Consider the following 25997-nt stretch of genomic DNA (forward strand, 5'->3'; position numbering starts at 1 on the left):
CCGGAGGACCTGTGGGCGCTGCTGGCCGACGGCACCGACGCGATCAGCGCGTTCCCCACGGATCGAGGCTGGGACCTCGACGCGCTCGCCGCCGGTGACTCGGCCACTCGCGACGGCGGATTCCTGGACGGCGTGGCCGATTTCGACGCGCCGTTCTTCGGGATCTCGCCGCGCGAGGCGCTGGCGATGGACCCGCAGCAGCGGCTGCTGCTGGAGACCACCTGGGAATCCCTGGAGCGCGCCGGGATCAACCCCGACCGGCTGCGGGGCAGCGACACGGGCGTGTTCGTCGGCACCAACGGCCAGGACTACCCGCAGCTGCTGCGCGACGCGGCCGCCGACGTGGCGGGCCACGTCGCCACCGGCAACACCGCCAGCGTCATGTCCGGCAGGCTCTCCTACACCCTCGGGCTCGAAGGCCCCGCCGTCACGGTCGACACCGCCTGCTCGTCCTCGCTGGTCGCGCTGCACTGGGCGGCGGGCGCGCTGCGCTCCGGCGAGTGCTCGCTGGCGCTGGCCGGTGGCGTGTCGGTGATGTCCGGGCCGGACTCGTTCGTCGAGTTCAGCACCCAGAGCGGGCTGGCCCCCGATGGGCGCTGCAAGGCGTTCTCGGCCGACGCCGACGGCACGGCCTGGGCCGAGGGCGTCGGAATCCTCGTGCTGGAACGGCTTTCCGACGCGGTGCGCCACGGCCACGAAGTGTGGGGCGTGGTGCGCGGCGGCGCGGTCAACCAGGACGGCGCCTCCAACGGGCTCACCGCGCCGAACGGACCGTCGCAGCAGCGGGTGATCCGCCAGGCGCTCGCCGACGCCGGGCTGACCACCGCCGACGTGGACGCCGTCGAGGCGCACGGCACCGGCACCACCCTCGGCGACCCGATCGAAGCCGGTGCGCTGCTGGCCACCTACGGCCGCGACCGGCGGGAACCGCTGCGGCTCGGGGCGATCAAGTCGAACCTGGGCCACACCCAGGCCGCCGCCGGTGTCGCCGGGGTGGTGAAGATGCTGCTGGCGATGCGCCACGGGCTGCTGCCGAAGACGCTGCACGCCGACACCGCCACCACGCACGTCGACTGGAGTTCCGGCGGAGTGGAACTGCTCGCCGAGGCGCAGCGGTGGCCGGAGCCGGGACGCCCGCTGCGGGCCGGGGTGTCCGCGTTCGGCGTCAGCGGCACCAACGCGCACGTGATCCTCGAGCAGGCTCCGGCGCTCGGCGCCGAACGCCCGGCGCCGCGAGTGCGCCCGCGGGTGGTGCCGTGGCCGGTGTCCGCCCGTTCGAAGGCCGCGCTGGACGAGCAGCTCCAGCGACTCGCCACCGCCGCCGACGAGTCCATTGTGGATGTCGGGTATTCGCTGGCCACCGGTCGTGCCGCACTGCGTCACCGAGCCGTGCTGCTGGCCGGTCCGGACGGGACGACCGAGGTAGCCAGGGGCACCGAGCAGGGCGGTCGCACCGCATTCCTGTTCTCCGGGCAGGGCAGCCAGCGCGCCGAGATGGGCCGCGAGCTCTACGACCGGTTCCCGGTGTTCGCGGCGGCGCTGGACGAGGTGCTGGCTCACCTGGACCTCGAACTGGACCGCCCGCTGCGCGAGGTCCTGTTCGCCGAAGCGGGCAGCGCCGAAGCCGCCCTGCTGGACCAGACCGTTTGCACCCAGCCCGCGCTGTTCGCGATCGAGGTCGCGCTGTTCCGCCTCGTCGAATCCTGGGGCGTGGTACCGGATCACGTCGCGGGCCACTCCATCGGCGAGGTCGCCGCCGCGCACGTCGCCGGAGTCCTGTCGCTGCCCGACGCGGCGAAGCTGGTGGCCGCGCGAGCGGGCCTGATGCAGGCGCTGCCCGAAGGCGGGGCGATGATCTCGGTGCAGGCCACCGAGGACGAGGTCCTCGCGGAGCTGACGGGCGAGGTGGCGATCGCCGCCATCAACGGCCCGGAGGCCGTCGTCGTCTCCGGCGCCGCCGGCGCCGCGCGCCGCATCGGCGAGCACTTCGCCGAACAGGGCCGCAAGGTCCGCGAGCTGGCGGTGAGCCACGCGTTCCACTCGCCGCTGATGGACCCGATGCTCGACGACTTCTACCGCGTCGCCGCCGAGCTCACCTACCACCCGCCGACGATCCCCGTCGTGTCGAACCTGACCGGCGCGGTCGCCGACGCGGCGGAGCTCTGCTCGCCGGAGTACTGGGTGCGCCACGTGCGCCGCCCGGTCCGGTTCGCCGACGGCGTGCGCGCCCTGCGCGACGCCGGAGTGAGCCGGTACGTGGAACTCGGCCCGGACGGAGTGCTCGCCGCCATGGCGCAGCAGGTGCTCACCGGCGAGCCGGTGGTGGCCGCGCTGCGCAAGGACCGGGGCGAGGAAGTCGCGCTCACGACCGCGCTGGCCAGGCTGCACGTCCACGGCACGCCGATCGACTGGGAGGCGTACTTCGCCGGCACCGAGGCCCGGCGCGTCGAGCTGCCGACCTACCCGTTCCAGCGGGAGCGGTTCTGGCCGGAGCCGTCGAAGCGGGCCGCCGCCGGAGACCCGGTGGACACCGAGTTCTGGGACGCCGTCGAGCGGGAGGACCTGGAATCGCTGTCGGGCGCCTTGGACCTCGACGGCGCCGCGCTGGCCGCGCTCTCGGCGTGGCGCCGCGACCGCCGCGACCAGTCCGTTGTGGACGGATGGCGCCACACGATCACCTGGAAGCCGATCGGTACCGCCCGGGCGACCGGCCCGTGGCTGGTGCTTGCCCCGGCGGGGGAGCGCGGCACCGACTGGAACGCGGCCGTGCTCGCGGCGCTGCCCGGCGCCGACGTCGTGGAGGTCGGCGACGACCTCGACGAACTCGGCGACCGCTACGCGGCGGCCGTGGCACTGCCCGGCACCGACCCGGAGGCGCTGCTGCGCACCCTGGCCGAAGCGGGCGTGACCGCACCGCTGTGGAGCCTCACCCGGGGTGCCGTGGCCGTCGGCCGTGCGGAGATCCCGGACGCCGAGGCCGCCCCGTTGTGGGGCCGGGGCCGAGTCACCGCCCTGGACCACCCGCAGAGCTGGGGCGGCCTGGTCGACCTGCCCGAAGCGGTCGATCCGCGTGCCGCCGACCGGCTGGCCGGAGTGCTCGCCGGGACCGAGGACCAGGTCGCGATCCGCGCCTCCGGCGCCTACGGGCGCAGGCTGGTGCCCGCACCGGCGACCGGTGATCCGTGGCGCCCGCGCGGCACGGTGCTGGTCACCGGTGGCGGCGAACCCGCCGACCGGATCTGCCGCTGGCTCGCCGCCAACGGCGCCGAGCACCTGATCCGCACCACCGAGGACCCGGACGCGACGGTCCTGGGCTGCGACCTCGCGGACCGCGACGCACTGGCCACGGCGCTCGCGGACGTGCCGATCACCGCCGTGATCCACACCGGGCCGGTCGAGCACGCGGAGAACCTGGCCGCGCTGCTGGCCAACCGGGGCCTGGACGTGTTCGCGCTGATGTCCTCGATCGCCACGACCTGGGGTGTGCGCGGGCAGGAGGACGTCGCCGCCGACGGCGCCCGCCTGGAGGCGCTCGCGACGCGGTGGCGCGCGCGGGGATTGCCCGCGCTGGTCGTCGCCTGGAGCGCATGGGAGTCCACTGAGGACTCGGGCGCGGCGCACCGCCGCGTCAACGGCCTGCCCGCGCTCGCCCCGGACCTGGCCGTCACCGCGCTCGGCCACGCCCTCGGCGGCACGGAGATCTCGCTGGTCATCGCCGACGTGCGTTGGGAGAAGTTCGCCCCGGCGGTCACCTCGACCCGGGCCAGCGCGCTGTTCGACGAGATTCCTGCGGCGGTGCAGGACAACGAGACCACCGGCACCTCCTCGCTGCGCGACGAACTGCTCGCGCTGCGGGAAGGGGATCGCGCCGAACACGTCCTCGACGTCGTGCGCTCCGCCGCCGCCGACGTGCTCGGCTACGGCGACGCCGAGGCGGTCGAGGCCGACCTCGCGTTCCGCGACCTCGGGTTCGACTCGCTGACCGCCGTGGACCTGCGCAACGCGCTCAGCGCCGCGACCGGCCGGACGCTGCCCGCGACGCTCGTGTTCGACCACCCCACGCCGAACGCGCTCGCCGCGCACCTGCTCGCCGAGCTCACCGGCACCGCCGCCGTCGCGGACGCGCCGACGCGGGCGGGCGACGTGGACGACCCGATCGCCATCGTCGGCATGAGCTGCCGCTACCCCGGCGGCGTCCGCTCGCCGGAAGACCTGTGGCGACTGCTGATCAACGAGACCGACGCCATCGGCGCCGCGCCCACCGACCGGGGCTGGGACCTCTCGACGATGGCCACGAAGGAAGGCGGCTTCCTCTACGACGTCGCCGATTTCGACCCCGGCTTCTTCGGCATCTCGCCGCGCGAGGCGATGGTGATGGACCCGCAGCAACGCATCGTGCTCGAAGCGGCCTGGGAGGCGTGGGAACGCGCCGGCATCGACCCGGCCGAGCTGCGCGGCACCGACGCGGGCGTGTTCGTCGGCGGTGGAACCGGCGACTACCGGCCGCCTGCCGGGCAGGTCGGGCACGCGCAGACCGCGCAGTCCGCGAGCCTCATCTCCGGCCGCCTCGCCTACACCCTCGGCCTGGAAGGGCCTGCGGTCACCGTGGACACGGCGTGCTCGTCTTCGCTGGTGGCGCTGCACCAGGCGGTGCAGGCGCTGCGGTCCGGGGAGTGCTCGGTGGCGCTCGCGGGCGGTGTGACGGTGATGTCCACGCCGGTGGGCTTCGTCGAATTCGGCGAGATGGGCGCGTTGTCGCCGGACGGGCGTTGCCGCGCGTTCGCCGAGGCCGCCGACGGCACCGGCTGGTCCGAGGGCGTCGGCATGCTCGTGGTGGAACGGCTCTCCGACGCGCAGCGCAACGGGCACGACGTGCTCGCGGTGCTGCGCGGCTCGGCGGTGAACTCCGACGGCGCCTCCAACGGCCTCACCGCGCCGAACGGGCTCTCCCAGCAACGGGTGATCCGCAAGGCACTGGCCGGATCAGGGCTCGAAGCCTCCGATGTGGACGCCGTGGAGGCGCACGGCACCGGGACCTCGCTGGGCGACCCGATCGAGGCGCAGGCGCTGCTGGCGACCTACGGGCGGGAGCGGGAGCACCCGCTGCTGCTGGGGTCGGTGAAGTCCAACATCGGCCACAGCCAGTCCGCCTCCGGCGTCGCCGGGGTGATCAAGACGGTGCTGGCGATGCGGCACGGCACGCTGCCGCGAACGCTGCACGTGGACCGGCCGTCCACGCACGTCGACTGGTCGGCGGGAGCGGTGGAACTGCTCACCGAAACGACGGAGTGGCCCGGCACCGGCCGCCCGCGCCGTGCGGCCGTGTCGTCGTTCGGCGCCAGCGGCACCAACGCGCACGTGGTACTCGAACAGGCTCCCGCCGTCGAACGCGGCCCGGAGCCGTCCGAACCGGTGTCCGCGCTGCCCGTGGTGCTCTCCGGCCGCACGCCGGAAGCGTTGCGGGCACAGGCGAAACGCCTCGCCGACACCGACGCCGACCTTACCGACCTGGCGTTCTCGCTGGCCACCACTCGCTCGCATTTCGAGCACCGGGCCGCGGTGCTCGCCGCGGACCGCGCCGAGCTGCTCGCCGGGCTCACCGCGCTCGCCGACGGCGGGGGAGTGGGCAACCTGGTGCGGGGTACCGCGGCGAAGCCGGGCAAGCTGGCACTGCTGTTCTCCGGGCAGGGCAGCCAGCGCGCCGGGATGGGCCGGGAGCTGCACGCCCGGTTCCCGGTGTTCGCGACCGCTCTGGACGAGGTGCTGGCGCACTTCGACCTCGAACTGGACCGGCCGCTGCGGGAGGTCATGTTCGCCGAACCGGGCACGCCCGAAGCGGCGCTGCTCGACGAGACCGGTTGCACCCAGCCCGCGCTGTTCGCCTTCGAAGTCGCGCTGTTCCGCCTCGTGGAATCCTGGGGCGTGCGGCCGGACTTCCTCACCGGGCACTCCATCGGCGAGCTCGCCGCCGCGCACGTGGCGGGCGTGTTCTCGCTGCCGGACGCGGTGAAGCTCGTCGCGGCACGGGCGAGCCTGATGCAGGCACTGCCCTCGGGCGGCGCGATGATCTCGGTGCAGGCCACCGAGAACGAGGTCACGCCGCTGCTGACCGACCGCGTCTCGCTCGCCGCCATCAACGGCCCGGACTCCGTGGTGCTCGCCGGTGACGAGGACGGCGTGCGGGACGTCGCGGACCGGTTCGCGGCGGACGGCCGCAAGACTAGGCGTTTGCGGGTCAGCCATGCGTTTCACTCACCCCTGATGGACGCCATGCTGGAGGACTTCGGCCGCATCGCCAGGGACGTCGACTACGACGCCCCGGCGATCCCCGTCGTGTCCAACCTGACCGGCGAGCTCGCCACCGCCGAGCAGCTGTGCGACCCCGCCTACTGGGTGGATCACGTGCGCCACGCCGTGCGGTTCGCCGACGGGGTGCGCACCCTCGACGGCCGGGGCGTCCGGACGTACTGCGAAATCGGCCCGGACGCGGTGCTGTCCGCGCTGGTCACGGGCACGCTGAACGACGCGGAAGTCGTTCCAGCGCAACGCAAGGACCGCGCCGAGGCGGACGCGCTCGTCACGGCCGTCGCCCGGCTGCACGTCACCGGGAAGTCGCCGCGCTGGGCGGACTTCTTCGACGGCACCGGTGCCCGCCGGATCGACCTGCCGACCTACGCGTTCCAGCACGACCGGTTCTGGCCGGAACCCGAGGCGCCCGCGGCGGGCGTCGCGGCGGCACGGGACGAGGAGTTCTGGAACGCCGTGGCGGACGCCGACTTCGACTCGCTGGCCGACACGTTGAACGTGCCCGGCGAGGCCCTGTCGGAGGTGCTGCCCGCGCTGTCCGGCTGGCGCAGGCAGCACCAGGACCAGGCCACTGTGGACTCCTGGCGGCACCGCTTCGGCTGGAAGCCGCTCACCGGGGTTTCCGCGCGGCCGTCGGGAACCTGGCTCGCCGTGCTGCCCGAAGGCGGCGGTCGGTGGTCGGACGAACTGCTCGACTCGCTCGGCGACGTGACCCGCGTCGAGCTCGCGGGAGCGGACCGGGCCGGCTGGGCCGAGCGGTTGCGGGGACACGTGGTCACCGGTGTCGTCTCACTGCTCGCGACCACCGACACCGGCAACACCGTGCCCGACGGGCCGGGACTGACCGCGACCCTGTTGCAAGCGCTCGGTGACGCGGGAATCGACGCACCACTGTGGACGGTCACCTGCGGTGCCGTCGCCACCGGTGGCTCCGAGGCGCCCGCCAACCCCGCGCAGGCGGGTGTGTGGGGACTCGGCCGGGTCGCCGCGCTCGAATACCCGGCCCGCTGGGGCGGCCTGATCGACCTGCCCGCCGAGCTCGACGAGGCGGTGACCACCCGGTTCGGCGCCGTGCTCGCCGGACACGACGGCGAGGACCAGGTCGCGGTGCGTTCCGGTGCCGCGTTCGGACGGCGGCTGCTGCCCGCGCCGGAACGGCCCGCGAAGCAGTGGGAACCGACCGGCACGGTGCTGATCACCGGTGGCACCGGCGCCCTGGGCGCGCAGGTAGCGCGCCGTCTCGCCGAAACCGGCGCGCGGCACCTGGTGCTGCTCAGCCGCAGCGGAATCGACGCGCCCGGCGCCAAGGAACTGCGCGACGACCTCGCCGAACTCGGTGCCGGCACGGCGATCGAGGCCTGCGACGTCGCCGACCGCGCGGCGCTCGAAGCGGTGCTCGCCGACATCCCCGCCGAGCACCCGCTGACCGGTGTGGTGCACGCGGCGGGCGTGCTCGACGACGGCGTGCTCGACGGGCTCACCCCCGACCGGTTCACCGCCGTGCTGCGCACCAAGGTGACGGCCGCGCTGCTGCTCGACGAACTCACCCGCGAACACGAGCCTGCTGCGTTCGTGCTGTTCTCCTCGGCCTCGGCCGCGGTGGGCAACGCCGGTCAGGCCAACTACGCGGCGGCGAACGCGGTGCTCGACGCACTCGCCGAGCAACGCCACGCCCACGGCCTGCCCGCGACCTCCATCGCCTGGGGCGCGTGGGGCGGCGAGGGCATGGCCGCCGGGCAGGACGCCGGACCCGGCGCCCAGCGCGGAGGCGTGGACGCCATGCGTCCCGACCTGGCGCTGCGGGCGTTCAGCGCACTCGCCGCGGGGGACGAACCGGCACCGCTGGTCGCCGCGGTGAGCGACCGGTTCGCCCCGGCCTTCACCGCCGCCCGGCCCAGCCCGCTGCTGCGCGAACTCCCCGGCCGCACCGAGACCGTCGCGGCTCCGGTCACCACCGGGTCGTTGCGGGACGAACTCGCCGAGCTGCCCCCGGCACGACGGCGGGACGTGCTGCTGGACCTGGTGCGGGAGCACAGCGCCGAGATCCTCGGCCACGCCGGAGTCGACGCCGTCGGCCCCGAGCGGGCGTTCCGCGATCTCGGGTTCGACTCGCTGGCCGCCGTGGAGCTGCGCAACCGGCTCGGCACCGCGAGCGGGCTGAGCCTGGGAGCGACGCTCGTGTTCGACCACCCGACGCCGGCCGACCTCGCCGAGCACCTGCTCGCCGAACTCGGCATCGGCGAGGGCGACGGGGACGCCGGGGACGACGAGGACGCGCGCATCCGGCGGCTGCTGGCCACCGTGCCGCTGACCCGGCTGCGGGACTCGGGCGTGCTCGATTCGCTGTTGAGCCTCACCGAGCAGCAGCACGACTCGGGCGGCGACGACGACTCGATCGACGACATGGCACTGGACGACCTGGTGCAGGCGGCGCTGGACGGCGCCGCGAGCCCCACCGACGTCGAGACCGACTGACGGAGTTGATGATGACCTCTGGGGATCGTGACCCGGCGGACCGGCAGGCGCAGGTCGAGAAGGCGCTTCGCGCGTCGATGAAGGAAGCGGAGCGGCTGCGCAAGCAGAACCAGCGGCTCACCGAGCAGCGCTGCGAGCCGGTGGCGATCGTCTCCATGGGCTGCCGGTTCCCCGGCAAGGTCGCGTCACCGGAGGACCTGTGGGATCTGGTCGCCGCCGGTGGGGACGTGATCGGTGAGTTCCCCACCGACCGGGGCTGGGACCTGGGCGCTCTGCGGGACGCGGGGGTCGACGAACGCGGCAACTCCGTGAGCAGGCGCGGCGGATTCCTCGACGGGATCGCGGAATTCGACCCCGGTTTCTTCGGGATCTCGCCGCGCGAGGCGATGTCGATGGACCCGCAGCAGCGGCTGCTGCTGGAGGTGTCCTGGGAGGCGATCGAACGCGCCGGGATCGACGCCACCGGGTTGCGCGGCAGCCGCACCGGCGTGTTCGTCGGCACCAACGGCCAGGACTACGCCTACCTGCTGGTGCGTTCGCTGTCCGACGCGGACGGCAACGTGGGCACCGGCATCGCGGCCAGTGCCACCTCGGGGCGGCTGTCCTACGAGCTGGGTCTGGAAGGACCTGCGGTCACCGTGGACACGGCGTGCTCGTCCTCGCTGGTGGCGCTGCACCAGGCGGCGCACGCGCTGCGCGCGGGGGAGTGCTCGCTGGCGTTGGCCGGTGGCGTCAACGTCATGTGCACGCCCGGTTCGCTGCTGGAGTTCAGCAGGCAGGGCGGACTGGCCACCGACGGGCGGTGCAAGCCGTTCTCCGACGCCGCCGACGGCACCGGCTGGTCCGAGGGCGTCGGGATGCTCGTGCTGGAACGGCTGTCCGACGCGCGGCGCAACGGGCATCCGGTGCTCGCGGTGGTGCGTGGTTCGGCGGTGAACTCCGACGGCGCCTCCAACGGGTTCACCGCGCCCAGCGGGCGCGCGCAGCAACGGGTGATCCGGCAGGCACTGTCCGCCGCCGACCTGTCCACTTCGGACATCGACGTGGTGGAGGCGCACGGCACCGGGACTTCGCTGGGCGACCCGATCGAGGCGAGCAGCCTGCTGGCGACCTACGGCAAGGACCGGGAGGAGCCGCTGCGGCTGGGCTCGATCAAGTCCAACCTCGGCCACACCCAGGCCGCCGCCGGGGTCGCCGGAGTGATCAAGATGGTGCTGGCCATGCGGCACGGCGTGCTGCCGCGCAGCCTGCACTGCGACCCGCCGTCCTCGCACGTGGACTGGTCCTCGGGTGCGGTGTCGCTGCTGGCGGACACCGAGCGGTGGCCCGACACGGGCAGGCCGCGCCGCGCGGCGGTGTCCTCGTTCGGCGTGAGCGGCACCAACGCGCACACCATCCTCGAACAGGCACCCGACGAGGCGGCAGCCGAGCGCGGGCCGGAATCCGGTGCGGTGCCGTGGATCCTCACCGGCCGCACCGAGCAGGCCCTGCGCGACCAGGTCGTTGAACTGCTCGCCCGCGTCGACGCCGATCCCGACGCCCGACCGGACGACGTGGCGTTCTCGCTGGCCACTTCCCGGGCTGCTTTTGAGCACCGGCTCGCCGTCGTCGGCACCGACCGGCGCGGCCTGCGCGACGGGCTGGCGGGCTGGCTCGCCGACGGCGTCGCGCCGGGACTGGTGCGCCACACCGTGGAGCGGGCCGCGAAGCTCGGCGTGCTGTTCTCCGGGCAAGGCGCGCAGCGTGCCGGTGCGGGCCGCGAGCTCGCAGCGGAGTTCCCGGCGTTCGCCGAGGCGCTCGACGCGGTGCTCGCCGAACTGGACCCGCACCTGGATCGCCCGCTGCGCGAGCTGCTGTTCGCGGAGCCCGGCAGCCCCGAAGCGGCATTGCTGAACCAGACCGGCCACACCCAGCCCGCGCTGTTCGCGATCGAGGTCGCGCTGTACCGGCTGCTCGAATCCTGGGGCGTGACAACCGGATTCGTCGCAGGCCACTCGATCGGCGAGATCACCGCGGCGCACGTCGCCGGGGTGTTCTCGCTGCCGGACGCGGCCGCGCTCGTCGCCGCCAGGGGCCGTCTGATGCAGGCGCTGCCCGAAGGCGGGGCGATGGCCGCGGTGCGCGCCACCGAAGCCGAGATCACGCCGCTGCTGACCGAGCAGGTCGCGGTGGCGGCCGTGAACGCCCCCGGTTCACTGGTCATCTCCGGAGTCGAGGCCGAGGTCGACGAGATCGCCCGTCAGCTGGCCGAGCAGGGCCGCAAGACCACCCGGCTCACCGTCAGCCACGCGTTCCACTCGCCGCTGATGGACCCGATGCTCAACGAATTCCGTGCGGTGGTGCGGGGATTGTCGTTCGGCAGGCCGCAGCTTCCGGTGGTGTCGAACCTGACCGGGCGGCTCGCCACCGCCGAGGAACTCGCCTCGCCGGAGTACTGGGTCCGCCACGTGCGCGAATCGGTGCGGTTCGCCGACGGCGTGCGCGCACTGGCCGCCGACGGCGCCACGGTGTTCCTGGAACTCGGCCCGGACAGCGCGCTGTGCTCGATGGCGCAGGAATCGCTGGAGCCCGACGCTCCGGTGATCCCGATGCTGCGTCGCGACCGGGACGACCGCACGGCCGTCGTCACCGCGCTCACCCGGCTGCACACCGCCGGGATCAAGGTCGATTGGACGGCGTTGTTCGCCGCCACCGCCGCCCGCCGCATCGACCTGCCCACCTACGCCTTCCAGCATGAACGGTTCTGGCCGGAGACCGCGCAGCAGGCAGGGGACGCGACCGGGCTCGGGCTCGCCGGAGCCGAACACCCGCTGCTGGGCGCCTCGGCGGAACTCGCCGACGGCGCCGGGGTGCTGTTCACCGGCAGGTTGTCGGTGGCCACGCACCCGTGGCTGGCCGATCACGTGGTCAGCGGACAGGTGTTCTTCCCCGGCACCGGATTCCTCGAACTGGCCGTGCGCGCCGCCGACCAGGTCGGCTGCGACCAAGTGGAGGACCTGACGCTGGCCGCGCCGCTGGTGCTGCCCGAACACGGCGCAGTGCAGGTGCAGCTGCACGTCGCGGCCGCCGACGACTCCGGGCGCCGCGAACTGCGCCTGTACTCCCGTCCCGAACAGCGCGGTGCGGGGCGCGCAGAGGAACCGGCCGCGCCCTGGACGCAGCACGCGGCGGGCACGCTGGTGGAACCCGAACGCGTGCTCGATTTCGACGCCACTGCCTGGCCGCCCGCCGGATCGTCCGAAGTGGACATCACCGACCTGTACGACGACTACGCCGCCACCGGACTCACCTACGGCCCGGCCTTCCGAGGGCTGCGAGCGGTGTGGCGGCGAGAGGGCGAGTACTTCGCGGAAGTCCTTTTGCCGCAACAGGTTCGGGACGCCGAGTCCTACGGACTGCACCCCGCCCTGCTGGACTCGGTGCTGCACGCGACGGTGTTCGCGGTCTCCGAAGGCGACGGGCGTGGGCTGTTGCCGTTCTCCTGGAGCGGCGCCTCGCTGCACGCGTCCGGCGCTTCGGCGCTGCGGGTGCGGATCACCAGGAACGGCAAGGACTCCGTCGAGCTGGTCGCCGCCGATCCGCAGGGCATTCCGGTGCTGTCGGTGGATTCCCTCGTGCTGGCCGAGGCCCGACCCGCTCCGGCCGCCGCACGGGACGAGCTGAACTCGCTGTTCCACGTCGACTGGGTGCCGAACCAGGCCGAACCCGCCGAGCGCGACTGGGCGGTGCTGGGACCGGACCCGTTCGGCCTCGGCGTCGGCGCGGTCGCGGATTCGCTCGACGAACTGCCCGAGCCGGTGCCCGAGTTCGTGGCCGTCCCGCTGACCGGTGCCGCCGACGACGTTCCCGGCGCCGTGCGCGACCTGAACCGGCGGGTGCTGGAGCTTGTGCAGCGATGGGTCGCCGAGGACCGTTTCGCCGCGTCACAACTGGTGTTCGTCACCCGCGACGGCACTGACGACTTGGCGGCGAACTCCGCGTGGGGACTGGTGCGTTCCGCGCAATCCGAGCACCCCGGCCGGTTCCTGCTGCTCGACCTCGACGACACCGACCCGGCCGATGCGCTGGCACTCGTCCCGAGCCTGCCCGGCCAGGACGAACCCCAGGCCGTCGTGCGCGACGGCGCGCTGCGCGTGGCACGGCTGGCGCAGCTGGCCACCGCCGAGTCCCTGGTGCCGCCGGCGGGCGGACCGTGGCACCTCGACAGCCTGCGCAAGGGCAGCCTGGACGAACTCACCTTGGCCCCGTTCCCGCAGGCCGCCGAGCCGCTGACCGGCCGGGACGTGCGGGTGCGGATCGAGGCCGCCGGGGTGAACTTCCGCGACGTGCTCAACGCGCTCGGCATGTACCCTGGGGAGTCCGGTCCGTTCGGCTCGGAGGCCGCCGGGGTGGTCGTCGAGACCGGACCGGACGCGACCGAGCTGCGGCCCGGCGATCGGGTGATGGGCATGCTGTTCGGCGGATTCGGTCCACAAGGGACGATCGACGAGCGGTTCCTCACCCTGGTACCGGAAGGCTGGTCCTGGGAGACGGCGGCCTCGGTGCCGCTGGTGTTCCTCACCGCCTACCACGGCCTGGTCGACCTGGCCGGAGTGCGACCCGGCGAGAAGGTGCTCGTGCACGCCGGCGCGGGCGGCGTCGGCATGGCCGCGATCCAGCTCGCCCGGCACCTGGGCGCCGAAGTGTTCGCGACCGCGAGCGAAGGCAAGCAGGACACGTTGCGCTCGCTCGGGGTGGCCGAGGACCACATCGCCTCCTCCCGCGACACCGGCTTCGAGCGGGAGTTCGCGGCGGTCGCCGGTGGCGTCGACGTGGTGCTCAACGCGCTGTCCGGTGAGTTCGTCGACGCCTCGCTGCGGCTGCTGCCCAGCGGCGGCCGGTTCATCGAGATGGGCAAGACCGACGTGCGCGCGGACGTGCCGGACGTCGATTACCACTCGTTCGACCTCGGCCTGGTCGCCCCGGATCGAATCCAGCGGATGCTGGGAGAGCTGACCGAGCTGTTCGCGGCGGAGGCGCTGCGCCCGTTGCCGGTGCGGTCCTGGGACGTGCGGCGGGCACCGGAGGCGTTCCGGCACATGAGCCTCGCCCGGCACATCGGCAAGATCGTCCTGACGATGCCCCGGCAGTGGGACCCGGACGGCACGGTGCTCATCACCGGCGGCACCGGCGGGCTCGGCGCCGAACTCGCCCGCCACCTGGTCGCCGACGGCCGCACCCGGCACCTGCTGCTCGCGAGCCGACGCGGCCCGGACGCGCCCGGTGCGGCCGAACTGCGCGCCGAACTCACCGCGCACGGCGCCGAAGTCGCCATCGCGACCTGCGACGTCGCCGACCGGGAGGCCGCCCGCGCGTTGTTGGCGGATCTGGCCCGTCCGCTGACCGCCGTGGTGCACACCGCGGGCATCCTCGACGACGGTGTCGTCGGCTCCCTCACCCCGGAACGGCTGGACGCCGTGCTGCGGCCCAAAGTGGACGGTGCCTGGAACCTGCACGAACTCACCGCCGAGCTGGACCTGGCCGCGTTCGCCGTGTACTCCTCGGTGTCCGGGGTGCTGGGCAGCGCCGGGCAGGCCAACTACGCGGCGGGCAACGTGTTCCTCGACGCCCTCGCCCGGCATCGCCGATCTCGCGGCCTGCCCGCGGTGTCGCTGGTGTGGGGAGCGTGGGAGCAGGGCGTCGGCATGACCGCCGGACTCGACGACCGGGACCTGCGCCGCATCGGCGACAACGGGATGCCGCCACTGCCGATCGCCCGCGGGCTCGCCCTGTTCGACACCGCGATCGGCGCCGACGAACCTCTCGTGGTGCCGCTGGGCATGGCTTCCGGAGCCGGCCGTGCGCAGACCGAGGTGCCCGCGATGCTGCGCGGCCTGCTCCGCTCCTCGCGGCGCACCGCCGGAGCCGGTGCGGTCGAAGACCAGGCGGGAGTGGCCGACCGGCTCGCCGGGATGGGTGGTGCGGAACGCGAGCAGACGCTGGTGCGGCTGGTCCGGGACGCCTCCGCGACGGTGCTCGGCCACGGCTCGGCCGACGCGATCGGTGCGGAACGCGAGTTCCGCCAGATCGGCTTCGACTCGCTCACCGCCGTCGAGCTGCGCAACCGGCTGACAGCGGCGACGGGCGTCCGGCTGCCCTCCACGCTGATCTTCGACCACCCGACGCCGCTGGCCGTGGCCCGGCTGCTGGCTGAGGACTTCGGCGGCTCGGACGGCCCGGACGGTGCGGCGCTGCTCGCCGAGCTGGACCGCGTCGAACACGCCCTCGCAGCTGAGGACACCTCCGCCGAGGTCCGCGACGAGCTCACCGGGCGGCTGCGCGGCCTGCTGGATCGCTACGGCACGGCCCACGAGGCCACCGGCGAGCCCGCCGTGGGTGACCGCATTCAGGACGCCACCGCCGACGACCTGCTCACCTTCATCGACAACGAACTCGGCAGGCGCACTACTTAGGAGTCTTTCGCAATGGTTCGCGCAGCGGGTCGCTCAGCGGAACCTCAGGGGCTTCCTCGCCGCGCCCCTGGCCGGTGCAGCGGTTCTTTCCCGAGTGGCTCCGCCATCAGGGAAAAAGCCGTCCTCGCGAGGAAGCCGCTGAGAACCCGCCGGTGATCGAGCTGCCCGAGTAGGGCACTGCTCATCGGCTGCGTCGCTGACAAGACACGGATCACGAACATCCTGCACTGAAGCTGCCCCTGCGCGGCCCACTCCGCAGGAACTCGATCAAGGGAGGACCCCGAGGATGCCTGACGAAAGCACACTCGTGGATTACCTGAAGTGGGTCACCGCGGATCTGCACGAGACGCGGCAACGCCTCCAGGACGCGGAGTCCGGCAAGCACGAGCCGGTCGCGATCGTCGGGATGGCCTGCCGGTTCCCCGGCGCCGATTCGCCGGAACGACTCTGGGACCTGCTGTCCGGGGGAGAGGACGCGATCACCGGTTTCCCGACGGACCGGGGCTGGGACCTCGACGCTCTCGGCGATGGGCGCAGCGCCACCGCCGAAGGCGGATTCCTGCCCGGCGCGGCCGAATTCGACCCGGGCTTCTTCGACATCTCGCCGCGCGAAGCGGTCGCGATGGACCCGCAGCAGCGCCAAGCCCTGGAAGTGTCCTGGGAAGCCCTGGAGCGCGCCGGGATCGACCCGAAGACCGTGCGCGGCAGCCGCACCGGGGTGTTCGTCGGCACCACGGGGCAGGACTACATCCACCTGATGCTCGCCTCCAGCGAGGACCTCGAAGGTCACGCCTCCACCGGGATGGCGGCGAGCGTGCTGTCCGGCAGGTTGTCGTTCGCGCTCGGGCTGGAAGGGCCGTCGCTGACGGTGGACACCGCGTGCTCCTCCTCGCTGGTCGCACTGCACCTGGCCGCGCAGTCGCTGCGATCAGGGGAGTGCTCGATGGCCCTCGCGGGTGGCGTCACGGTGATGACGACCTCGGCGAACTTCTCCTCGTTCAGCAGGCAGGGCGGGCTCGCCCCCGACGGGCGGTGCAAGGCGTTCTCGGCGGACGCGGACGGCACGGCCTGGTCCGAAGGCGTCGGTCTGCTCGTGGTGGAGAAGCTCTCCGACGCGCAACGCCACGGGCACCCGATCCTGGCGGTGCTGCGCGGCAGCGCTGTCAACCAGGACGGCGCGTCGAACGGGCTGACCGCGCCGAACGGTCCCGCGCAGCAACGAGTGATCCGCCAGGCGTTGGCGGGCGCTGGGCTGTCCACTCAGGACGTCGACGTGGTCGAGGCACACGGCACCGGGACCCGGCTGGGCGACCCGATCGAGGCGCAGGCGCTGCTGGCGACGTACGGCCGCAACCGGGAGCGGCCGCTGCTGCTGGGTTCGGTGAAGTCGAACCTCGGCCACACCCAGGCCGCCGCCGGAGCGGCCGGCGTGATCAAGATGGTGCAGGCCATGCGGCACGGTGAGCTGCCGCCGACGCTGCACGTGAGCGGCCCGTCCGAGCACGTGGACTGGGACACCGGTTCCGTCGAGCTGGCGACCGCGAGCACCGAGTGGCCCGCCGCGAGCCGTCCTCGCCGGGCCGGGGTGTCGTCGTTCGGGATCAGCGGCACCAACGCGCACGTGATCCTGGAACAGGCGCCCGAGACCGAGCCCCCTCAATCCGAGGCGCAGACCCGAATCCGCCCGGACGCCGTGCCGTGGCCGATCTCCGGCCGCACCCCGCAAGCGCTGGCCGCGCAGCTCGACCGCATCACCGCCTTCCACGCCGAGCACCCCGAAACCGACCCCGCCGACGTGGCGCACTCGCTGGCGACCGGCCGGTCCGCGTTCGAGCACCGGGCGGTGCTGCTGGCCACCGGTTCCGGGCTCGACGAGGTCGCGCGCGGCGCGGTGGGCGCCGACCCGGGCGAGCTGGCGGTGCTGTTCTCCGGCCAGGGTTCGCAGCGCCTCGGCATGGGCCGCGAGCTGCACGCCCGGTTCCCCGCGTTCGCGGCGGCCTTCGACGCGGTGCTCGCCGAGCTGGACCGGCACCGGGACGGCTCGTTGCGTGAGGTGATCTGGGGTGCGGACGGGTCCGCGCTGGAGGACACCGGCAACACCCAGCCCGCGCTGTTCGCCGTCGAGGTCGCGCTGTACCGCTTGGTCGAATCCCTTGGTGTCGAAGCGGATCTGCTCGGCGGACACTCCATCGGCGAGATCGCGGCCGCGCACGTGTCCGGCGTGCTGTCGTTGCCGGACGCCGCGAAACTGGTCGCCGCCCGCGCCCGGCTGATGAGCCGGTTGCCCTCGGGCGGAGCCATGGCCGCGATGCAGGCCACCGAAGCCGAGGTCACCCCGCTGCTCACCGGCACCACGTCCATCGCGGCGATCAACGGGCCGCGCTCGGTCGTGATCTCCGGCGACGAGGACGGGGTGCGAGCGATCGCGCGAGAGATCGAGTCCGACGACCGCAAGACGAAGCCGCTCAACGTCAGCCACGCCTTCCACTCGCCGCTGATGGATCCGATGCTCGACGAGTTCCGCGCCGTGGTCCGGGAATTGTCCTTCTCGCCCGCCAAGATCCCCATCGTGTCGAACGTGACCGGTGAACGCGCCACCTCCGAGGAGCTCGGTTCGCCCGAGTACTGGGTGCGCCACGTCCGCGAGGCGGTGCGGTTCGCCGACGGTGTCCGCGCGCTGTCCGAGGCGGGCGCGAAGACGTTCCTGGAGCTAGGCCCGGACGGCACGCTCTGCGCGATGGCGCACGAAACACTGCCCGAGACCGCGTCGGCGATTCCGGCGCTGCGCAAGGAACGTCCGGAGGAAGCGTCGCTCGTGACCGCGCTCGCCCGGTTGCACGTGCGCGGCCTGCGGGTGGACTGGTCCGAGCTGCTCGCCGGAACCGGGGCGCGGCGCGTCGACCTGCCCACCTACGCGTTCCAGCACGAGCGGTTCTGGCCGACGGCCGCCGCCGGTGCGGTGGACGCCGCCGGGCTCGGGCTGCGCTCGGTGCACCACCCGGTGCTCGGCGCGGCCACGGGGCTCGCCGACACCGGAGAGATCGTGCTGACGGGGCGGCTGTCGGTGAGCACGCAGCCGTGGCTGCCCGCCGGGCGCGCCGTGCCGGAGTCCGTGTTCGCCGAGCTGGCGCTGCGCGCCGCCGACGAGGCCGGGTGCGCGCGCGTGGAGACGCTGACCGTCGGCGCCGGGCTCATCCTGAACGAACCGGTATCGGTGCAGGTCAAGGTCGGTTCCCTCGGCGAGGGCGGGCGGCGTTCGCTCACCGTGCACGCTCGCCCGGCCGACTCCGAGCAGGAGTGGACCGAGCACGCCACCGGTGTGCTGGCGGCCGACCCCGTCGAGATCGACTTCTCCGGTGTGGTGCCCGCCGATGCCGAGCAGCTCCCGGTCGGGGGCGTGTGGCGGCAGGCGGGCGAGATCTTCGCCGAGGTGGGGTTGCCCGACGGCGTCTCCGTCGCGGACCACGACCTGCACCCGGCGCTGCTGGACGCGGTGGTCCGCGCGGCCGCGCAGGTCGAGTCCACTTCGGACTCCGATGCGCCGCGGGCCGTCCGCTGGGAGGGGATGTCCCTGCACGCCACCGGGGCCGCCACCCTCACCCTGCGGGCCGGCAGGCGTGACGGAGGCATCGAGGTCGTCGCCGTCGACGGGCGGGGAAACCCGGTGCTGGCGGTGGAATCCCTCACCTGCGACACGACCGGTGCGGCACCGGCGGTCCGCGAAACCGGCCAGGACTCCCTGTTCGGCCTGCACTGGGTCCCCGGCCCGGCGTCGGAACCGGTCACGGGGAAGCGCTGGGCGATCATCGGTGGTGACGAGTTCGACCTCGCCTACGCGCTGCACCGCGCGGACGAGGCCGTCGTCGGCTACGGCGAGACCTTGGCGGGCACCACGGGCACCGGGACCGCGCCCGACGTGTTCCTGATCCCGGTCAGCGGGCTCGCGGCCGACGGCCCGCAAGTCGTGCACGAACTCGCCCAACAGGCGCTGGCCGTGCTCCAGGAATGGCAGTCCGATCAGCGATTCGCCCGCTCCTGCTTGATGTTCGTGACGCGAGGCGCGGTGTCGGTGGACGGTGAGGCGCCCGCCGACACGGCCGCGGCGGCGGTGTGGGGCCTGGTGCGCTCCGCGCAGGCCGAGGACCCCGGCCGGTTGCTGCTCGTCGACCTCGACGACGCCTTCACCTCCGCCTCGGTGCTGCCCGGCCTGCTCGGCGGCGACGAACAGCAGATCGCGGTGCGGCAACGGGAGATCCGCGTGGCCCGGCTGCTGCCGCTGGCCGAACAGGACACTGCGGACACCGCCGGACCGGATTCCGACGGCACCGTGCTGATCACCGGCGGCACCGGCGGCCTCGGCGCCGAACTGGCCCGGCACCTGGTCGCCGAACACGGCACGCGGCACCTGGTGCTGGCGAGCCGCCGTGGACCGCAGGCGCCGGGCGCGCTGGAGCTGCGCGCGGAACTCACCGCGCACGGTGCCGAGGTGCGCATCGCCGCCTGCGACGTCGCCGACCGCGCCGCCGTGGACGGCCTGCTCGCCGAGATCCTCGCCCAGCATCCGCTCACCGCCGTCGTGCACACCGCGGGCGTGCTCGACGACGGCGCGATCGGCTCGCTCACCCCGGAGCGCCTCGACCACGTGCTGCGGCCCAAGGTCGACGCCGCCTGGCACCTGCACGAAGCCACTCGTGACCTCGGGCTCACCGCGTTCCTGCTGTACTCCTCGGTTTCCGGCGTGATGGGCGGTCCCGGTCAGGGCAACTACGCGGCGGCCAACGCCTTCCTCGACGCGCTCGCGCAGCACCGTCGCGGCCAGGGCCTGCCCGCGCGGTCGCTGGCGTGGGGTCCGTGGGCGCCGACGACCGGCATGACCGGCGACCTCACCGAGGCCGAGTTGGAGCGGATGGCGAACTCCGGGCTGCCGCCGCTGTCGCTGGAACAGGGACTGGCACTGTTCGACGCCGCCCTCACCCGCGACGAAGCACTGGTCGTGCCGATGCGGGCGAAATCCTCCGGGATGCGGGCGCAGGAGTACGTGCCGCCGGTGCTGCGCGGCCTGATCCCCGCCGCCCGCCGCACCGCCGCCACCGGCCGCTCCGGCGCCACGCCGTCCGAACGACTCGGTGCGGCGAGCGCCGCCGAACGCCGCGAACTGCTCACCGGGCTCGTCCTCGAACACTCCGCCGCCGTGCTCGGGCACCGCGACACCGCCGCCGTCGACGCCGAACGGGACTTCCTGGAACTGGGCTTCGACTCGCTGATCGCGGTGGAACTGCGCAACCGGCTGGGCGAGGTGCTCGACCTCCGGCTGGCGGCGTCGGTCGTGTTCGACACCAAGACACCGGCGGCGCTGGCCGCATGGCTCGACAACGAACTCGGTGACCGAGTCGGAACCACCGGGCAGCGCGCTCAGGGAAACCCCAACGACACCTTGGTGAACCTGTTCCTCACAGGCGTGCACTCCGGCAAGCAGAAGGAGTCCATGCGGATGCTGGGCGCGGTCGCCGCGACCCGCCCCACCTTCGACACTCCCGCCGAGCTCGCCGAACTCCCGGAACCGGTCACGCTGGCCGACGGCCCGGCCGATCCGCGGCTGATCTGCGTGAGCTCGCCCGGCGCCACCGGCGGCGTGCACCAGTACGCCCGCATCGCCGCGCACCTGCGCGGCACCCGGCACGTGTCGGCGCTGCCGCTCGTCGGCTTCGAATCAGGGGAGGCCCTGCCGGAGCACGGCACGGCCGCGATCCGGTCCGTCGCCGAGAGCGCACTGCACGGCAGCGACGGCGACCCGTTCGTGCTGGTCGGGCACTCCACCGGCGGCACCATCGCCTACCACGCGGCGGGAATGCTGGAGCAGACCTGGGGAGTGCGGCCGGACGCGGTGGTCCTGCTGGACACCCTGAGCCTGCGCTACGACGCCCACGACGACATCGACTACGACGAGGTGGCGAGCTACTACCTCGCCGACATCGACTCGCCGTCGGTGAACCTCAACAGCTCCCGGCTCTCGGCGATGGTGCACTGGTACAACAAGGTCGCCGCGCTCACCGACGCCCCCGTGACCACCGCGCCGACCCTGCTGGTGCGCTGCTCCGTCCCGGTCCCCGGCAGCCGCGGCACCAAGGCGCCGCCCGCGATCGACACCGACGCCGTGCGCACCATCGAGGCCGACCACCTCTCCCTGGCCAAGGAACATTCCGACCTCACCGCGCAGGTCATGCGCGACTGGCTGGCAGGACTGGTGCCTGCCCGAACCTGATCACTTAGGGGTTGTTTCAGAATGGCGTTCGTAGGTGGTTGCTCAGCGGAACCTCAGCGGCTTCCTCGCTGCCCCCTTGCCGGGTGTGGCATCGATTTCTCATGTAGCTCCCTACACCACGAAAATCGCTGTCCTCGCGAGGAAGCCGCTGAGAACCCGCCGGTGGTCGTTTTGCGCAAGCTGGTCACTGCTCAGCGGCTTCGCCGCTGACAGGACAACGATCAAAAGATCATTTCGAAACGACCTTTTAGGAGCTCTCCTCAGATGAACCCGCGTAGTCGGTCACTCGGCGGCTTCCTCGCCGCCCCCTTGCCGGGTGTGGCCTCGATTTCTCATGTAGCAGCCCTGCACGGCGAAATCACCGGCCTCGGGAGGAAGCCGCTGCGAACCCGCCGGTGGCCATCTTGCTCAAGCTGGTCACCGCTCATCGGCTCCGCCGCTGACGAGACACAGATCAAAGATCGTCCTACGACGACTCCTTAGCCGGGTAGAACGTGACGGCCCGGTTCCGTTGCCCCGCCCACAGTCCACCCACACCGCGGAGGAATCGCCCATGAGTCAATCCCTCGACCTGCCGAAGCTGGGCACCGGCCCGTCGGCCATGCTCCGACCCCCGGAGATGCTGCGGGACCTCCAGCAGCAGGCGCCGATCTGCAAGGTGCGCACGCCCGCGGGCGATGAGGCGTGGCTGGTCACCCGGCACGAAGAGGTCAAAGAGCTGCTCAAGGACGAGCGGATCAACCGCTCGCACCCGGATCCGCCGTCGGCGCCGCGCTACGTCGACACCCCGTTCTTCAACCTGCTGATCACCGACTCCGACCCGGACGAGGCGACGCGGCTGCACAAGGAGATGCGCCAGCTGCTCACCCCGAGCTTCTCCGCGCGCAGGCTCGCCCGGCTGCGCCACAAGGTGGAGGCGCTCGCCGAGGAGATGGTGCGGGCGCTGGTGGACAAGGGACCGCCCGCGGACCTGCACGGCGAGTTCTCGCAGCCGTTCGCGCTGCAAGTGCTCTACGAGCTGATCGGGGTGCCCACCGAGGATCGCCTGATGATCCTGCAGCTGATGGGCCGGATGGCGGTGCTCGACGACCCGGCCTCCGCGGAGAAGGGCGCCGAGGAGCTGTTCACGTACATCTCCGAGCTGGTGGGACGCAAACGCGGGCATCCCGGCGAGGACGTGATCTCGCGGCTGTGCGAGGCGGGCGTGGAGGACCAGCGGATCGGCACGCTCGCCGCCGGTGTGCTGTTCGCCGGCCTGGACAGCGTGGTCAGCCACATCGACGTGGGCGTGCTGGTGCTGGCGAACAACCCGGACAAGCGGGACCTCGCGATGCGCGACGCGGGCGCGATGGCGGTCGCCGTGGAGGAGGTGCTGCGCGCGGCGAAGGCGGGCAGTTCGATGCTGCCCCGCTGGGCCGCGGGCGACGTCGACATCGCCGACGTGACGATCAAGGCGGGCGACCTGGTGCTGCTCGACTTCACCTTGTCGAACTTCGACACGCGCGCCTTCGACGAGCCGGACACGTTCGACGTGACCCGTGCGCCGAACCCGCACCTGACCTTCGGCCACGGCATGTGGCACTGCATCGGAGCCCCGCTGGCCCGCGTCGAACTCCAGACCGCGTTCAGCACCCTGTTCCGCCACCTCCCCGACCTGCAGGTCGTGGTCGCCCCCGAAGACCTGAAGCTCGAAAGCGGCCAGCTCTCCGGCGGCCTCCTGGAACTCCCGATCACCTGGTGACCCATCCGCGAGGTGGTCGCCCCCTTCGCCCGGCGCCACCGGTCGAAGGGGGCGGCCACTTGGCGCCACCGCTGAGGTGAACGGCCCGTTCGCCCGGCCCCTGCGGGTTCACTTCACGGGGAGCCGTCGGGGCGGGTCAGGTGCGGGCGCTGCGGGAGGAGCTGCTCTTGCGGAGGCCGAGGGTGCGGCGGACCTGGTGCACCACCAGGTGGGTCATGAGGCTGATCGGGTGGAACGCCACGACGAGCACCACCGCGTCGCGCGGGCCGAGCAGTTCCGCGAACCACTCGTCGAGCTCGGCGCGGTGCGAGGTCGGCCGTTCCTTCCACAGCTCGGCTTCGTACGCGTCGGTGATGACCGAGGTGGCCGGGTCCAGCCGGTCGGCCTGGCCGAGGTCGGTCGCGGCGTCCGCCGCGATGCGCCGGACGTGCTCCGGGATCTCCCGGCCCGGCGCGGGCCAGGTCGTGTCGGTCCGCCCCGTGGCGGCCGACCACCCGCTGTAGACCAGCGGGTTCGCGGTGCGCATCACCGCGTACAGGCTCCGTGGCGCCGCCTTGCCGATCGCCGCCCGCAGCAGCGCGCGCCAGAGGGTGCTGGAGATCCCGGTTCCCTGGTGGTCCGGGTGCACCCCCGCCGAGTTGGCGTAGAAGCACGTGCGCCCGCCGAACTCGCGGTCGTTGCCTGCCACCCAGCCCACGGGAACACCGTCGCCGTCGAGGACGATGACGAGCCCGGAGAGCCGGTCCAGCTTCTCGTCGGACAGCCACTCCTGCCAGTACGCCTCGTCGGTCCCGGTGAACGTCTGCACCGCGACCGCCGGGAACGTGCGGCGCAGGTACCGCCGGCCCGGGGCGGACAGCCGGGCGCGCACATCGGTCCACAGCAGACCGGTGAAACCGGGCCGCACGGAGACCTCCTTCGCGCCCTGGCGCAGTTCCGGTGGGCAGTGCGTTGCGGTCGGATCAGGGGTGGACATCGCTACCTTCCAGCTCGACTCGGACGGTCCGAGTTCGGGTTCCGCGGCGAGGATCAGGGCTGCGCGGCCGGTTCGGCGGCGCGGAGCTCGGCGGCCGTCGCGCCGAACATGGTGGTCTTGATCGTCCCGAGGGTGTCGCGGTTCTTGCCCGCCAGCGGGCGCACGAGCTCCACGGCGGTGCTCGCCACCGCGCCTTCGGCCGCCGTCTCGTCCACGACACCGAGTTCGAGTGCCTGCGTGCCGCCGAAGCGCCGTCCCGTCGTCATCGACGCGACCGCTGCGGCCGGGGTGAGCTTGTGCTGGATCAACGCGGCCATGCCGGGGGTGAACGGGACGTCGATGTCCACCTCGGGGAAGCAGAAGAAGCCGCGATCGGCGCGCATCACGCGGAAGTCGTGCGCCACGGCCAGCATCGCGCCCGCCCCGAACGCGTGGCCGTTGACCGCTGCGACCGTCGGCACCGGCAAGGTGAGCACACGGGCCAGCAGTTCCTGCACTTCGGTGCGGTAGGACGGCAGCTCATCGGGATGCTGCAAGAGCCACTCCAGGTCGAGGCCGTTGGAGTAGCACTTGCCGTGGCCGGTCGTGACGAGCGCGCCGGAGGCTGCGACGACGGTGTCCAGCGACGCGTTCACCGCTTGCAGCCAGTCCTGGGAGAACCTGTTCTCGTCGTCGCCGAGGTCCAGTACGAAAACGCCGTCGTCCTCGTGCAGCGTGGGCATGGTGATCCTTTCGCAGGGGCTTCCGTCAGGTGCGGTCGGTCGTGCGTTGTTCGGTGTGCGCCGGTTTCCCGATCACCTCGGCGGCGGCGGGTCCAGGGCTAGGATCGCTCGCACCGCCGCTTCGAGGCGTGCCCGCACGTCGTCGGAGACGCCGGACCGGGTGAGATCTCGGCGCAGCAGCGCGGTCGGCAGGTCCACCACGCAGGTCGTGATCACCTCGACGCTCGGCCCGTCGCGCCGTGCCCACAACGCCGTCGCCAAGCGGCACAGCACTTCGGAGACCAGCCGCCGGTCCAGTCCGAGCAGCTCGTCGGCGAGCTCGCCGGGCAGTTCGGGGCCGAGCAGTTGCTCCCTGCGCACCGTCATGAGCATCCGGGCCGACGCCGGGCGCGTCTCGGCGAGTCGCGCGGGAGCGTCGGCGGCGGCGACCACGGCGTTCACCGCCGCGTCGAACCCGGGATCGGCGCCCAGCGCTCGATCGATCAGCCCGGTCTGCAGTCGCAGGAAGTCGTCCGCGGCCCGCAGCCACATGCGCCCGCGCAGTGCCGCCAGTGAGCCGAAGGCGTGGTAGATCGCCCCGTTGGGCACGCCGGCCTCCGCCGCGAGCAGGCGCGCGGTGAGCCGTTCCGGCCCCACCTCCACGGCGAGCCGCTCGGCCACGTCCAGTACCTGGTCGAGGTCGTGCACGCGCGGTCTGGGCATGGCGCCACCGTAATGGAGCACGCGTTCCAGAACAAAGTGACCTGCACCATCACCGCTCGCCCGAGGTGGCCGTCCGCCCCCGGAAACGCGAGAGCGGGGCGCCCATGTTGGGGCGCCCCGCACTGGTCGGAATGCTGGAGAGGGTCAGCTCTCCTCGACGGTGATCGCCTGGGAGGGGCAGATCAGGGCCGCCTGGCGCACGGCATCGGCGTGCTCCGCGCCGGGGTTGTCGTCAAGCAGCGTCACGACGCCGTCGTCGTCCTGGTCGAAGACGTCGGGCGCGGACAGCACGCACTGTCCGGCGCCGACGCAGCGCTCGGTGTCCGCGGTGATCTTGAGCATGTGATGGGTCTCCTTCGGG

The 25997-nt window shown here is 72.8% G+C and carries 6 protein-coding genes and 3 pseudogenes; 5 read left to right on the forward strand and 4 right to left on the reverse strand.

Features of this window, described 5'->3' with window-relative positions:
* Positions 1 to 6: 6 nt before the first annotated feature.
* The 5 genes and pseudogenes from H2Q94_RS30625 to H2Q94_RS07975 form a co-directional block, all read left to right on the forward strand.
* Positions 7 to 8781: pseudogene (locus tag H2Q94_RS30625) on the forward strand (type I polyketide synthase); the annotation flags it as partial.
* An 11-nt stretch (positions 8782 to 8792) separates the two neighbouring features.
* Positions 8793 to 15233, forward strand: a complete 6441-nt coding sequence (locus H2Q94_RS07965; RefSeq protein WP_243795604.1) for an SDR family NAD(P)-dependent oxidoreductase — start codon at positions 8793 to 8795, stop codon at positions 15231 to 15233.
* Positions 15234 to 15429: 196 nt separating this feature from the next.
* Positions 15430 to 20109 (forward strand): annotated as a pseudogene (locus H2Q94_RS07970) (SDR family NAD(P)-dependent oxidoreductase); the annotation flags it as partial.
* 321 nt (positions 20110 to 20430) lie between these two features.
* A pseudogene (locus tag H2Q94_RS31115) lies at positions 20431 to 21495 on the forward strand (thioesterase domain-containing protein); the annotation flags it as partial.
* 553 nt (positions 21496 to 22048) lie between these two features.
* On the forward strand, positions 22049 to 23236 hold the full coding sequence (locus tag H2Q94_RS07975) for a cytochrome P450 (protein WP_243793709.1): 1188 nt from the start codon (positions 22049 to 22051) through the stop codon (positions 23234 to 23236).
* A 136-nt stretch (positions 23237 to 23372) separates the two neighbouring features.
* Here the strand turns inward: H2Q94_RS07975 and H2Q94_RS07980 are convergent, their stop codons facing one another.
* The 4 genes from H2Q94_RS07980 to H2Q94_RS07995 all read right to left on the reverse strand — a co-directional run bounded on the left by H2Q94_RS07980 (position 23373) and on the right by H2Q94_RS07995 (position 25978).
* Positions 23373 to 24212 carry a GNAT family N-acetyltransferase gene (locus H2Q94_RS07980; RefSeq protein WP_243793712.1) on the reverse strand — a complete coding sequence of 280 codons (840 nt, stop codon included), beginning with the start codon at positions 24210 to 24212 and terminating at the stop codon, positions 23373 to 23375.
* Between the two features lie 53 nt (positions 24213 to 24265).
* Entirely contained in the window at positions 24266 to 24934 is a 669-nt protein-coding gene (locus tag H2Q94_RS07985) for an enoyl-CoA hydratase-related protein (RefSeq protein ID WP_243793715.1), read from the reverse strand.
* A 72-nt stretch (positions 24935 to 25006) separates the two neighbouring features.
* Positions 25007 to 25636 (reverse strand): helix-turn-helix domain-containing protein, encoded by a 630-nt coding sequence (locus tag H2Q94_RS07990; RefSeq protein WP_243793716.1) that lies wholly within the window; start codon positions 25634 to 25636, stop codon positions 25007 to 25009.
* 144 nt (positions 25637 to 25780) lie between these two features.
* A complete protein-coding gene (locus tag H2Q94_RS07995) occupies positions 25781 to 25978 on the reverse strand; it encodes a ferredoxin (protein ID WP_243793717.1) in 198 nt (65 codons plus the stop codon).
* Positions 25979 to 25997 lie beyond the last annotated feature (19 nt).

The sequence above is a fragment of the Saccharopolyspora gloriosae genome (assembly GCF_022828475.1).
Lineage (GTDB): Bacteria > Actinomycetota > Actinomycetes > Mycobacteriales > Pseudonocardiaceae > Saccharopolyspora_C > Saccharopolyspora_C gloriosae_A.

Bases quoted from the DNA above. Each gene is read 5' to 3' on its own strand.
- H2Q94_RS07995 (WP_243793717.1), bottom strand. From the start codon at position 25,978: ATGCTCAAGATCACCGCGGACACCGAGCGCTGCGTCGGCGCCGGACAG.
- H2Q94_RS07980 (WP_243793712.1), bottom strand. From the start codon at position 24,212: ATGTCCACCCCTGATCCGACCGCAACGCACTGCCCACCGGAACTGCGC.
- H2Q94_RS07990 (WP_243793716.1), bottom strand. From the start codon at position 25,636: ATGCCCAGACCGCGCGTGCACGACCTCGACCAGGTACTGGACGTGGCC.
- H2Q94_RS07965 (WP_243795604.1), top strand. From the start codon at position 8,793: ATGACCTCTGGGGATCGTGACCCGGCGGACCGGCAGGCGCAGGTCGAG.
- H2Q94_RS07975 (WP_243793709.1), top strand. From the start codon at position 22,049: ATGAGTCAATCCCTCGACCTGCCGAAGCTGGGCACCGGCCCGTCGGCC.
- H2Q94_RS07985 (WP_243793715.1), bottom strand. From the start codon at position 24,934: ATGCCCACGCTGCACGAGGACGACGGCGTTTTCGTACTGGACCTCGGC.